Here is a 13,207-nt window from a genome sequence, read left to right as displayed (position 1 = left end):
AGCAGGAATTCCTGCAGGTGGATACCTCGAACATCCTGTTCATCTGCGGCGGCGCGTTCGCCGGGCTGGACGCCATCATCCGCAACCGGACCGAACGCAGCGGTATCGGCTTCACCGCCGAAGTCTGGGGCGAGGACGAAAGCCAGCGCCTGGGCGACGTGCTTTCGCACGTGGAGCCCGAGGACCTGATCCGCTACGGGCTGATACCCGAATTTGTTGGGCGGCTGCCGCTGGTGGCCACGCTTTATCCGCTGGACCTCGATGCGCTGATGGCCATTCTGGTCGAGCCGAAGAACGCGCTGACCAAGCAGTACCGCGTGCTGTTCGAAATGGAGAACTGCGAACTCGAATTTCACGAGGGCGCCCTCCAGGCCATTGCCGAGCGGGCCATGGAAAGGAAGACCGGCGCGCGCGGTTTGCGCACCATCCTCGAGGACGTGCTGCTGGACACGATGTTCGACCTTCCTTCGCTGAAGAATGCCCGCCGCGTTGTACTCGATCGCGGGGCGATCATGGGCCAGAACAAGCCGCTGGTGGTGTACGAGACCGACGAACCGCTGGCCCTGAAGCCGCCCGAGGAATACGAGAGGGCCACGGGATCGGATGGCTAGTCTTCTCCCTCGCGGCATTGCGAAATCAGTTGCGGGGCAGGAAACCGGCCGAATCACCGGCGATGCGTCCGGGGTTGGGTTTGACGCCGGCCAGCCCCATATCGAGGTAACACCATGAGCGACGACACCAGCACCGACCTGGCCGTGCCGCGCCGACTGGCAGTTCTGCCGCTGCGCGACGTGGTCGTGTACCCGCACATGGTCGTTCCGCTGTTCGTGGGCCGCAAGCCCTCGATCCTGGCGCTGGAAAACGCGATGGCCGTGGGCAAGGAGATCCTGCTGGTCGCGCAGCGGAAGCCGGAAGTGGACGAACCGCAGGCCCGCGACATCTACCGGGTAGGCACGCTTGCGACCGTGCTGCAGATGATGAAGATGCCGGACAACACGGTGAAGGTGATGGTTCAGGGCGTCCTGCGCGCGCGCCTCAATTCGCTCAAGTCAGGCAAATTCTTCAGCGCGGAGTTCGAGACCATCTCGGAAGAGGCCGCAGGGAAGGACAAGCCCGAGGAATTGGAGGCGCTGCGCCGCTCGCTGCTGAGCCAGTTCGAGTCGTACGTGAAGCTGCACAAGAACGTTCCCCCCGAAGCGCTGGCCGGCGTGTCGGGGCTGGACGACACTGGCAGGCTGTCCGACACGATCGCCGCGCACATGCAGCTTGCGCTCGAGAAGAAGCAGGTCGTGCTGGAGACCGGCGATCCGGGCAAGCGAATGGAATACCTCGTGGGCCTCATGGGCAGCGAGATCGACATGCTCAAGATCGAGCGCAAGATTCGCGGCCGCGTGAAGACGCAGATGGAGAAGAGCCAGCGCGAGTACTACCTGAACGAGCAGATGAAGGCCATCCAGAAGGAGCTGGGCGAGCTCGACGAGGCGCCGGACGAGATTACCTCGCTCGAAAAGGGGATCAAGGAAGCCGGCATGACCAAGGAGGCCCAGGAAAAGGCCATGACCGAACTGGGCAAGCTCAAGATGATGGCGCCGATGTCGGCCGAGGCCACCGTGGTGCGCAACTACCTGGACTGGCTGCTGAAGGTGCCCTGGAAGAAGCAGCGCCGGACCAACGGCGACCTGGCCCGGGCCGAACGAATCCTGGAAGAAGACCATTACGGGCTGGAGAAGATCAAGGAGCGCATCCTCGAGTACCTGGCCGTGCAGAAGCGCGTCCGGTCGCTGAAGGGGCCCATCCTGTGCCTGGTCGGTCCTCCCGGCGTCGGCAAGACGTCCCTGGGCCGTTCGATCGCCAGGGCCACCAACCGCTCCTTCGTGCGCATGTCGCTGGGCGGTGTGCGCGACGAGGCGGAGATACGCGGCCACCGTCGCACCTACATCGGTGCGCTGCCGGGCAAGATTGTCCAGAACCTGGCGCGGTCGGGCGTGCGCAACCCGCTGTTCCTGTTCGACGAGGTGGACAAGATGTCGATGGACTTTCGTGGCGACCCGTCCTCGGCGCTGCTGGAGGTGCTGGACCCGGAACAGAATTCCACGTTCAACGACCACTACCTGGAAGTCGATTTCGATCTGTCGCGCGTGATGTTCGTTTGCACGGCCAACACGCTGGCCATACCGCCGCCGCTGCTGGACCGGATGGAAGTCCTGCGGATTCCCGGCTACACCGAGGACGAGAAACTGGCCATCGCGCGCAATTACCTGATCGCCAAGCAGATGAAGAACAATGGCGTGCGAAAGGACGAGCTCCGCTTCACGGTCGGCGGCCTGCGCAACATTATTCGCCACTACACCCGCGAGGCCGGTGTGCGCAACCTGGAGCGCGAGATCGCGCGGGTATGCCGCAAGGTGGTCAAGCGGCAGTTGCTGCGCCCCTCGCCGAAGGAAATATGCATCGGCCCCCGCCAGCTCGAGCCGTACCTCGGGGTGCGCAAGTTCCGCTACGGACGCGCCGAGAACCAGAACCGGGTGGGCCAGGCCCAGGGCCTGGCGTGGACGGAGGTCGGCGGCGAGTTGCTGCGCATCGAAGCCTCGGTCGCGCCGGGCAAGGGCAAGCTGACCCTGACCGGCAAGCTGGGCGACGTCATGCAGGAATCGATCCAGGCCGCGGTGACCGTGGTTCGGGCGCGGGCCGCCTCGCTGGGGCTGGATCCGGGCTTTCAGTCCGAACTGGATCTGCACGTGCATGTCCCGGAAGGCGCCACGCCCAAGGATGGTCCCAGCGCCGGCATCGGCATGTGTACCGCCCTGGTGTCGGCGCTGACCGGCATTCCGGTGCGCGCCGACGTCGCCATGACCGGCGAAATAACGCTCGGCGGCGAGGTATTGCCGGTCGGCGGGCTGAAGGAAAAACTGCTGGCCGCGCACCGGGGCGGCATCGACCGCGTGCTGATTCCGGAGGAGTGCGTGAAGGACTTGGCCGAGATCCCGGCCAACGTCAAGCGCAGCCTCGATATCCGGTCGGTGCGCTGGATTGACGAAGTGCTGAAATTGGCCCTGGAAAACATGCCCGAGGTGGCCGCGTCGATTGCCGATGATCAGGCCGCCGCGGCGGCCTCAACGCCTGCCGCGCCGCCTTCGCCGGATCAACCTCGCCCCCACTGAGCCTGCACGCCGCGCTCCCACTGCCGTAGCCTGTTCCTTCCCCCTTCTTCCGGGAGTATTGGAGGCAGTGCGCGCCAATGGCTTGGCGCGCACACCGGAGCAAGCTCCATGGATGGATTTATGCGTCTACCGGAAGAAGGGGGAAGGAACAGGCGGATTCAGGGTGCCGTGTTCTGCTCGTGCGCGATGATCTGCTTCCAGACCGAGACTTCGTCGACGAGAATCCACTCCATCGTCACGACGCCGTCGACCATCTGTGCGTGCGTCAGGCCCATGATGTAGACGGGCGCTCCGGAGGGCATCCCGAAGCGCCCCCAGCCACTGTGCGTCGCGTCCATCGACCACCGCATTGCCAGCCGCGTCGCTTGTCCCTCTTCGTCGTTGACCATCAGTTGCTCGATTCGAAACTTCGCGTCCGGGAACGATGCGAGGTAGCCGACTACGAAGCGGTCCAGGTCCCGATGACCATTGACGGATTCGCCACCGGGCGCCTCGACTGCGGCTCCGGCGCTGTATAGAGACGCGATGGCTGCCGGGTGCTTGTCGTTCCAGATCTCGCTCCAGCCGGCGGCATAGACGTCCGCTTTATCGCCTCGCTCAATCTTCGGGACGAACTCGCCCGCAACGTCGTCGGCGGGAGTAAAGCTGCTGACTTTCCCGTTGACCCTGAGGTCCTGTTCGGCCTGCTGCCGGGCAAGCTGCTCGGCGGTCATGCCTAGCCCCCGCGCAAACGCGCCCTGGTCGCGAGCCAGCCATTCCTCGACAACCTGACCGTTGAGGACCCAGCACTCGGCGATGATGCGGGATCGAACAAGCTTGCCGGTCGCCTTGCCGTAGGCGCCGTCTCCGGTATGGCGCATGACTGACAGCAGGCGATGCGACGACAGGTACCCTTGCGCGCTGTCTCCGTTAACAATCACATCCTCGCCGATCAGCTGACGATCCGGAAACTCATGCAAGGTCTGGAGCGTCGCAGCGATTATGCTGCTATTGCCGGTCAGGATACCGTTGGCCGCCCTGACGACGACATCGTCCGCGTAGTACTTTCTCAGCGCCGGACCGACGCCGCGCTTCTCCCAGATCTCGGTCGTGATGCCGAGGATGTAGTCGCGGACGCCACCGAATTTGTCGACATACTCATTCACGACACTAGTATGTGACTACGTATGCAGACTTGCGAACCCAGTTCTCGCCCCACTGTGTGCTATTTTGTGCCGCAACCGGAAGCATGTCAACTCGGCGCTAAACTCCCAAGGTCTTGCTTACGTAGTCAAATCGGAGTAAAGTTTTTTAGATCGAAGTACAGACAGCCATTGCTGTCTGGCGATGTTGGGTTCATCCGACACGATAACGGGAGGAGAAATGTCCGCACGAAGAATCCTGACGTGGGGCGCGAGCGCTGCCGCTCTCACGGTATTGTCCTTCAGTCCTGCCGTCGCGCAGGACGACCTTGCACTGGAGGAAATTGTCGTAACGGCACAGAAACGGGCCGAGGATGTCCAGGATGTGCCGATCGCGATCACGGCGCTGACGGCCCAGGAACTTGAGCGATCGGGAATCCAGGACATCACGCGACTGAGTGCGATAACTCCGGGGTTCACTTTCAACCGGTCCGGCGGAGATGCCCGACCCAGCATTCGCGGCGTTTCTACCGAAAACATCCAGGCGACCGGCGACCCCACGATCGGGTTTTTCGTTGACGAGGTCTACCAGAGCCGGACCTTCATGGCAATGGCGCACTTCGTTGACGTCGAGCGCCTGGAGGTGTTGCGCGGGCCGCAAGGCACGCTGTTCGGCCGAAATACGCTGGGCGGCGCCATCTCGGTTTTCTCAAGGGAACCCACCGATGAGTTCGACGCGTTTCTCGCGGTGAATGTCGGAAATTATGCGCGCGGGCGAGTCGAGGGTGCGGTCAATTTCCCGCTGTCCGATACGTTCGCGGTTCGGATCGCGGCCATGATAGACAACGCCAACGGTTATCTGAAGAATTCGGCCGGTCAGGACCTGTACGACCGCGACGATCAGTTCGCGCGCGTATCGTTGCGGTTTACGCCGAACGACAGGCTGGACATCGTCGCCCGCGCCTCGATAGCGCGGCAGGAAGGGATTGGCCCCGGCGCCTACGGCTATACAAGCCTGGGCACGTACCGCACGCCCGATACGGGCCGGATCGCGCTGCCACAGCACGGCGGCGTGAGCTATCCGTTTCAGGGCATTCCCAATGGAGACGGTATAGCGGATGTTGATTTTCCCGGTGACGCCGGCGGTGCCGTGGACCTTGGTTTTCCCGTACTTTCGAACTTCGACGAAGTCGCGTTCAACACGGATTCATGGGTCTACACCAACGACAAGTCGTTCAGCCTGAACGTGGAGTACGACTTCGGCCCCGTCGTGCTGAAGTCGATTACCGCACGGAACGACGTCGAGTACCAGCGGTTCTATGACGGCGATCTGTCGGATGTGTTCGAAACGCTCACGCTGACGTTTTCGACCTTCGGCAGCATTCAGGGCCAGATTGACGATTTTGAGAACTTCAGCCAGGAGATCCAACTGGCGTCAAACACCGACGGGCCATACCAGTGGGTTGCCGGCCTGTTCTGGCTCCAGGACGAACTGGAGGAGTTTTACCTTTGGGGCCTCGAAAACGATCATCCCACGGCGAATGACTACAAGGCGGTTTTCGGCGCCTTTGCGGCGGACCTGTTCTACAACACGAACAATGGTCAGGAGTTCACCGGATACTTTTTCCCGATCGTCGGGTCCGACGGCCGCATCGACGTCGATTCGCAGGCCATTTTCGGACAGGGAAGCTACGCATTCAGCGATCAGTGGCGTGCAACGGTGGGTGTTCGCAGCACCCGCGACGAGAAGGCTCTGACCGACGGCACGCTGAGTGTGGACTTCGACGCGGTTACAACCCGCCTGGGCGTCGAATATGCGTCCTCCGATGACACGATGTTTTACGCCAGCCGCAGTACGGGCTTTCTGTCCGGCGGGCTGAACACGGCGCTGGAGGCAGGCACGCCGCAGGAATCGGTCGACGAGCAGACGAATACGGCCTGGGAGTTCGGCGTGAAGTCCCGCTTCCGGGATGGCCTGGCGCAACTAAATGTGGCCCTCTTCAGGAATGATATTGAAGACGTGATCGTGCAGATTCCCGGCGCCAGCCTGTCGACGATTCGAGTGAACGGCGGAACAGTCGAAGTCACGGGACTGGAAGCGGAGTTGAAGCTGTTGCTGTCCGCCAACGCTCGTGTCGACGTGGCATTCTCGATGATGGATTCCGAACTCAGCAATTTTGTGGTAAGAAACCCCTGGATTGGCGCACCCGGAATGCCGGCAGTAGAGAACACGGTGGATCTCAGCGGAAACAACGTCGGGCAAACTCCCGACTTCACGGCGACCGTCGTCGCGAGTTATGACTTCGATCTCGGTGATAGGGGCAGCCTGACGCCGCAAATTCAGTATGCGTACAGCGACGGCTACTTCAACGACGATTTCAACTCCGACGTCGGGTATCAGGATGCCTACGGAATGCTCGATTTCCGGCTTTTCTGGGCCTCGGCGGATGGACAGTGGAGGGCGCAGGCCTTTGTCGAGAACGCGACCGATGAAGAAGTCATCACCCGATCCGTACTGACCAAGTACACGGCGTTCGACGCAAGCGTCTGGGGCGAGTTCGCGCCGCCGCGCATGTACGGACTGTCCGTAAGCTACAACTTCTGACGCTGTTCCATGACCGACTATCGGGATTCGATCTCGAAATCGCTGAATCGGTTATTTGCGCAATCTGGCGATGAACTCGCCAGGTTCATGCGCTCGTTCGTTCAGCCGGACGTGGTTTGGGATGTCTGCTTTCCGCTCAATTGCCTGAACGGAATCGATGCCGTCATGAACGAGTTCGTGACGCCCATACGCCGGTCCCTTGACGGTGTGCGCCGGCGCGACGAAATATTCATAGGGAGCCGGAATCGGCACGACGGTTGCGAATGGATAGCGTCCCTTACCCACTATGTCGGTAATTTCAATGCGCCGTTGTTCGGAATCCCTCCGAACAACCGGCTGGTACTGCTGCGATCGGGCGAGTTCTACCGTGTCGATGACGGTCGCATAGGCGAAGCGAAGCTGATACTCGACCTGGTCGACCTCTTGCGCCAGACGGGACAGTCGCCCATCCCGCATGTCCTCGGCAACGAAATGCTCTACCCGGGTCCGGCAACGCATGACGGTGTGCTGCCGGGCAATCGCGATCGCGGTGAAACCAGCATGCAACTCATCAACGCAATGCTTGCCGACCTGCACGAATACGACCCGGAAACGTACTCCTCGGCCAAGCAGACCGGTATCAACGGCTATTGGCACGAAGACATGCTGTGGTATGGCCCGGGCGGGATCGGGTCCAGTTACCGCTGGGCCGGATTCCAGAAAGATCACAGGATTCCGTTTCTGACCGCGTTTCCCGATCGCGAGGGAGGCAACAGGTTCTGCGAGTTCGGTGACGGCGACTATGCTGCTCTTGGCGGCTGGCCGGCGATGTCGATGACCCACAAGGGCGAATACCTGGGCGTCGAGCCTACCGGAAGCAAACTGACGCTCCGGGTCATGGACTTCTACCGCTGCGCCGACGGTAAGATCGCCGAGAACTGGGTGCTGCTAGACTACATGGACCTGCTGGACCAGATGGGCGTCGATGTACTGGCGCAGGTCCGGGGGCCTGACCCCACGGTGTAGCCAGCCATTGAGAGTAAGTTTGTTTTCGTCATGACGTCAACAAATGCTCTGCCGAAAACAACCTCCGATCGGTCGCAGATGAGTGCCGACCTGGCGGAGCATGGCTATTGCCTCGTTGCCGACGCGCTGACTGAATCAAAGCTGACGAGCCTGCAGGCGGCGGTTGATCGCACCGCCGGAGAGGACACCGCCAGCGGACATCCGTTCTTGGACGAGGGCGGCGCTAACCAGCGCTTGTGGCAGCTCCTAAATCGGGGCGCTGAGTTTGTCGAACTGGCCGAGCACCCGTTGGCGCTTGACCTTGCGGGCGAACTGCTCGGCAATCGAACGGCCTACGGCATCGAAAACGACGGGCTGCCCCAGTTCCTCCTGTCCAGCCTGACCGCGAACATCGCGGGATACGGCGGGACGCCAATGCTTATGCACTGCGATCAGGGGTACGTGCATGAGCCGTGGCCCGACTACCCGATCGTCTGCAACGGCGGCTGGTTGCTGGATGACTTTCGAGAAGAAAACGGTGCCACGCTGGCAATTCCGGGAAGCCACAAACGGAACCGCAATCCGGCGCCGGGCGAAGAGAAGGAGGCAGTTCCCATTGAGGCGCCGGCGGGGACCCTGTTCTTCTTTGATGGCCGGCTGTGGCACGGAACCGGATCCAATCGAACGAGGACCCTGCGACGCGGAATCTTCAGCTATTTCTGCCAGCCCTGGATGCGTACCCAGGAGAACCATACCGCCTCTCTTGATCCCGAGGTCGCGGAGAACGCTTCACCTGTGCTGCGACGTCTGGTTGGCCTCGACGCCTATGGGATATCGGTGGGGATGATCAACGGACTTCCGCCGTCCGGCCTGAAGCGATCCGATCACTTTGCGCGCTAGCACTCTTCGCCGTGCATAGTCGAAAAAATACGCGGACGCAACGATGACGGACTTCGGAACGCTGAACTGGTCGATCCTGGTTTCCTTCGTTGCAGCCAATCTCCTGCTCGGCCTTGTAATCGGTAACCGAGTCAAGTCTTCGGAGGATTTCTATGTTGGCCGCCGCACGACGCCGTGGTGGGCCATCGGTATTTCGGTTGTAGCAACGTACGTCAGTGCGCTGTCATTTCTTGGTGTGCCCGCATGGTCGTACACAGGCGGGATGTCCGTGATGATGGTGAACGTTAATTTTCCGCTCGCAATCGTCGTTGTGATCACGCTATTCGTGCCGTTCTTCTATGGCAGCGGCTGCCCATCGATTTACGAATACCAGGAGCGGCGTTTCGGTTCGAAGTCGAGATCGACAATATCTGCAATATTCCTGGTTTCGCAAGGTCTGAGCGCCGCGGCCATTCTGTATGCGACGTCGCTGGTGCTGAGTTTTGTGACCGGCATCGACGTTGTCTACGCCATCGTGATCGTGACGGTGATTGCGCTGATTTATACGGTGATGGGCGGCATTACCGCAGTCATCTGGACCGACTCGCTACAGGGAACGATTCTGTTCCTTGGAGTAGGCATCATCACTTATGCGGTCATCACACAGACGCCTGACTCGTTGCACTCCACGCTGCTCGAACTGAAGGCACAAAAGCTGACGAATCCATTCGACTGGAGTATCGACGTATCGAACACGACGACTGTATGGACCGGCATTATTGCGATGACGCTCTACCACACGACCGTGTACGGCGTGAATCAGGCGATGGCGCAACGAACGCTTGCCGCCAAATCGATCGGCGATGCCAAGAAGTCGTACCTGATGATGGGTTTCGCGGCGCCGATCATTTACTTTGCGTTCACGCTGCTTGGCGTTCTGTTCTACGCGCACTTCGCCGGCCGCGAATTCGAAAACGGCAACACGATCATCCTGGAGTTTGCCGCCAGCTACGGGCTGCCGGGGCTCATGGGCCTGATCGCCGCGGCGGTTATGGCGGCATCGATGTCGACGCTTGATTCGACCTTGAATTCAATGTCGACCGTGACGACGGTGGACTTCTATCAGAAGTACTTTCGCAAGCACGAGTCGTCGGCGCACTACCTCGCGGTGTCGCGATGGTTCACGATGGCATGGGCCATGATCATCATCGCGCCCGCACTGATGTTCTCGAGGACATCGGGATCCATCATGGAAACCCTGGCGGAAGTAGGGTCGTATTTCGTTGGCGCGAAGCTCGCCATGTATGGGATGGGTTTCTTTTCAAAGCACACGACGGAACGCGGGTTGCTGGCGGGTGTGGTGGCCGGGTTCGCGGTAGTGTGGATTGTTGCGGCCACGACATCCATTTCCTGGCCCTGGTTTGTCGTGATTGGCGCCGTGGCCAACGTGGGCGTTTCCTGGCCGATGAGTTTGATCCTGGACGGTAGACAGGCGAACTGGCATCCGTACAGCGTGCCCGGACAGCTCAAGAAACACCGCGACGCAGGGCTTCCGGAAAAAGAGGGCGGATGGTACGTGGTTCCTGGACGGATCGACTCGCTGAGTTACGTCTTGTTGGGCTGGTTCGTGGCGTTCATGTTCGGACTGTATCTGTTCCACCTGGCCATCTGAGACCGCGCGGGCTATATGCAAATGACGTTTGTGTTGCGCCCTGTCCGGTCAGCTCCTCTGCACAGAAACACAGGCCTGGCGCGCGTTTCAAATGCCTCTGTCTCATCCGCGGCCAATTCGCCTGCGATCGATCGATCATAAACTGCAGTGCCCGGCATGAACCGAAGAGTCAGTCCGGCACGCCGATGATCGGTTCGGTTCGGATCGGAACCGTGCACCAGGAAGGCATCGTGGATCGAAAACTGCCCGGCCTTCAATTCAATAAACCGAATGTCATCTTCGTTGATGTCCTTCTCGTCAATGGCTCTGTTCAGCAAGTCCTCGTCCGATACCGCTGCCGAATGTTCCTTCTCTCGTTGAGCCTTGTGTGATCCCGCCACGACTTCCAGGCAGCCGTTCTCCCGCGTGCTGTCGTCGATTGCGATCCATACGGTACAGGCAGCCATGGGACGTATCGGCCAGTAGGGCGCGTCCTGATGCCATGGTACGCGTTTTCCCGTGTGCGCCGGCTTGCCGAACAGGACCGAACTCCAGAGCAGAATGTCCGGACCGATCAGTTGCTCCAGAACATCAAGAATGAGCGGATAGTGGGCATATTCCAGCCAATCCCTCGCAAGATGTGGTGGTACTCCGTTACCGGCGTGGTTCCCGACATGAGGAGCAAGCACATGGTCGTGGTCAACGATGTTGTCCACCGTGCCGATCTCCGAGTACGAATTTTGAATTCTCGCCAGTAGGTCGTCAGGTAACGCCATATCGGGGATGAGGAATCCCTCTTCATGGTATTTGTTGGCATCCTCCTGGGACAGCAGCGCGCGGGTGTTCATCGTCAACATTTCCGTTTACATGCAGACTCGGGCAGGCTGGAGAGATTCTACCGATATTGGTTGCGTAATATGCCGTTGGTCAGACCAACTTCAGTGCCCGGTCAGGCGTCATTCGCATTCCGGACGGTCTGGCCTGACACGGGAATTCCGGTGAACAGCCGGACCTCGGGCGACAGGTCCGGGTCTTCGATTCGGTCGGTCAACAGATCCACGACGGCGGCCGCCATCCGTTTTCGAGGCAGGCGTATGGTCGTCAACTTGTAGGGCTCGAGCCCGCCGATCCGAACACCGTCGAATCCGGTGATGGAAATGTCGCCGGGCACGTCAAGGCCGAAATTCTCGCGCGCTTCGTCGATGCTGCCGATTGCGAGCGAGTCGGTGATCGCGGCCACCGCGTCCGGGAGTCGTCGGTTCGTCCGCATAAGCTCGACGAAACCGCGCCGCGCGTTCTCGTATTCGTAACCGCAATGAACGATCACGACATCGTCCGCGCCGCCAGCTCGGAGCCCGGCCTCGAGCATCCGCGTACGCACGCGGGCGACTGCTCCATTTTTCGGCCCGGCCATGATGCCGAAGCGCCGGTGGCCCGCCGAAAGCAATTTTTCCGCCAGCCACTCGGTTCCCTTGCCGTTGTCGCAGTCGACGCAACTGTAGGGCGCGCCGCGCGGCGCCAGTCCGTAGTAGATCACGGGGATGCCGGCATCGTCGAAAGCCTGGCGTTGCGCCCTGTTGAACGTGCCGCCGATGACGACGCCATCAACCTGGTATTGCAGCACCCGGTCGACCGTGTCGTCCAGTTCGTCGTAGGTTTCGATGGAGAACAGCAGAACCTGGATTCCTCTGGCGGAGAACGAAGAGGAGATTTCCACAAGCGAATCCGGGTAGGTCAGGTTCGTTTGCCGCAGCATGATCAGGGCGACCATGTTCGAACGCCGGGAACTCAAGCCCCGGGCGATGGCGTTCGGCCGGTACCCGAGTTGCCGGGCCGCCTCGCGCACTTTCTCGCGCATTTCCGCCGATGCGCTTGCCCCCTGGCGATAGACTCGGGAGACGGCGGCCTGGGAGACGCCGGCGAGTCTGGCGACGTCATGCGAGGTTACGCGATTCCTGGCTCGTTTGCGGGCTTGTTTCGTCAGGTTCGCCATAGAATTTGCCGAGTCTAGCTCATCTTCCCAAGGCCGTTCAGGCCTGTTTTTATGCAGGCGCGGCGTGCGCTTGCTGCAAAGAGTATGTATTATTGCGGCGGCTTGGGGATTAGTACATAATCCCCGGTCATCCGGGATTTTTTCCCGGCTGTTGGGATGATATGGCGGCATCGCTGGTTTTAGGTGCCGCTATACCAATTTTGGGGGTGGATTTCATTGTCCTATAGACACCGCCAGTGCGTATCGAACCGGTAAATCCGGGCAAAAACCTACGGAGAATTGCATGAACAAACGGGAACTTACGGATGCCGTGGCATCGGCTGCGGGTCTTGGCAAAGCGGAAGCGGGTAGAGCCGTGGATGCGGTTTTAGGGGCCATCAGCGGTGCCTTGGGACAGGGAGACTCGGTATCTCTGGTCGGTTTCGGGACCTTCAGCGTCAAGCATCGCGCCGCACGGCAAGGACGCAATCCCCGTACCGGAGAGACGATACAAATCGCCGCGACCTCGGTTCCCGGATTTAAGGCAGGCCGTGCCCTGAGGGATGCCGTAAACTAACCACCTCCAGCTTTCGGGGCTTGCCCCCGTTCAGCTGTTGCGGCGAGTTCCGCGAGGGTAATGGCGCCGGCGGGTGCTTAGCTCAGTTGGGAGAGCGTCGCTCTTACACGGCGAAGGTCGGGGGTTCAAGCCCCTCAGCACCCATAGCGGAGTGGTAGTTCAGATGGTTAGAATACCGGGCTGTCAATCCGGTGGTCGCGGGTTCGAGTCCCGTCCACTCCGCCACTTACCCTCGTCCTGAGGCGGGTTGGCGCGCT

At 60.7% G+C, this 13,207-nt stretch carries 10 protein-coding genes and 2 tRNA genes; 9 read left to right on the top strand and 3 right to left on the bottom strand.

Annotated features, from left to right (window positions below; genetic code table 11):
- A partial coding sequence (locus F4Y72_07575; protein MXZ28151.1) for an AAA domain-containing protein occupies nt 1-611 on the top strand: 611 nt, incomplete at its 5' end.
- 114 nt (nt 612-725) lie between these two features.
- Nucleotides 726-3,161 carry an endopeptidase La gene (locus F4Y72_07570; protein ID MXZ28150.1) on the top strand — a complete coding sequence of 812 codons (2,436 nt, stop codon included), beginning with the start codon at nt 726-728 and terminating at the stop codon, nt 3,159-3,161.
- Nucleotides 3,162-3,319: 158 nt separating this feature from the next.
- On the opposite strand, the gene F4Y72_07565 is transcribed toward F4Y72_07570, so the two are convergent.
- The gene (locus F4Y72_07565) at nt 3,320-4,306 is read right to left on the bottom strand and encodes an ester cyclase (protein ID MXZ28149.1); all 987 of its coding nucleotides are present in this window, start codon (nt 4,304-4,306) and stop codon (nt 3,320-3,322) included.
- A gap of 181 nt (nt 4,307-4,487) precedes the next feature.
- On the opposite strand from F4Y72_07565, the gene F4Y72_07560 reads away from it, so the two are divergent.
- The 4 genes from F4Y72_07560 (at nt 4,488) to F4Y72_07545 (ending at nt 10,422) form a co-directional block, all read left to right on the top strand.
- Nucleotides 4,488-6,887, top strand: coding sequence for a TonB-dependent receptor (locus F4Y72_07560; protein ID MXZ28148.1), 2,400 nt, complete (start codon nt 4,488-4,490; stop codon nt 6,885-6,887).
- An 87-nt stretch (nt 6,888-6,974) separates the two neighbouring features.
- Nucleotides 6,975-7,892: an ester cyclase gene (locus F4Y72_07555; protein ID MXZ28147.1), complete on the top strand. Its 918-nt coding sequence runs from the start codon at nt 6,975-6,977 to the stop codon at nt 7,890-7,892.
- Nucleotides 7,893-7,922: 30 nt separating this feature from the next.
- Nucleotides 7,923-8,771 (top strand): phytanoyl-CoA dioxygenase family protein, encoded by an 849-nt coding sequence (locus F4Y72_07550; protein MXZ28146.1) that lies wholly within the window; start codon nt 7,923-7,925, stop codon nt 8,769-8,771.
- A gap of 43 nt (nt 8,772-8,814) precedes the next feature.
- Nucleotides 8,815-10,422: a sodium/solute symporter gene (locus F4Y72_07545; protein ID MXZ28145.1), complete on the top strand. Its 1,608-nt coding sequence runs from the start codon at nt 8,815-8,817 to the stop codon at nt 10,420-10,422.
- A gap of 11 nt (nt 10,423-10,433) precedes the next feature.
- On the opposite strand, the gene F4Y72_07540 is transcribed toward F4Y72_07545, so the two are convergent.
- The gene (locus F4Y72_07540; protein ID MXZ28144.1) at nt 10,434-11,258 is read right to left on the bottom strand and encodes a phytanoyl-CoA dioxygenase family protein; all 825 of its coding nucleotides are present in this window, start codon (nt 11,256-11,258) and stop codon (nt 10,434-10,436) included.
- A gap of 92 nt (nt 11,259-11,350) precedes the next feature.
- Nucleotides 11,351-12,565 (bottom strand): LacI family transcriptional regulator, encoded by a 1,215-nt coding sequence (locus F4Y72_07535; protein ID MXZ28143.1) that lies wholly within the window; start codon nt 12,563-12,565, stop codon nt 11,351-11,353.
- 112 nt (nt 12,566-12,677) lie between these two features.
- Here F4Y72_07535 and F4Y72_07530 point away from each other — a divergent pair, with 112 nt between their 5' ends.
- The 3 genes from F4Y72_07530 (at nt 12,678) to F4Y72_07520 (ending at nt 13,175) form a co-directional block, all read left to right on the top strand.
- Nucleotides 12,678-12,950, top strand: coding sequence for an HU family DNA-binding protein (locus F4Y72_07530; GenBank protein ID MXZ28142.1), 273 nt, complete (start codon nt 12,678-12,680; stop codon nt 12,948-12,950).
- Between the two features lie 71 nt (nt 12,951-13,021).
- Nucleotides 13,022-13,094: transfer RNA gene (locus tag F4Y72_07525), tRNA-Val, on the top strand.
- Nucleotides 13,095-13,098: 4 nt separating this feature from the next.
- Nucleotides 13,099-13,175, top strand: a tRNA-Asp gene (locus F4Y72_07520).
- Nucleotides 13,176-13,207: the final 32 nt, after the last annotated feature.

The organism is Gammaproteobacteria bacterium (genome assembly GCA_009838035.1).
Lineage (GTDB): Bacteria > Pseudomonadota > Gammaproteobacteria > Steroidobacterales > Foliamicaceae > Foliamicus.
Note: the sequence above shows the minus strand (reverse complement) of the source record. Positions and strands in the feature narration are given on the sequence as shown.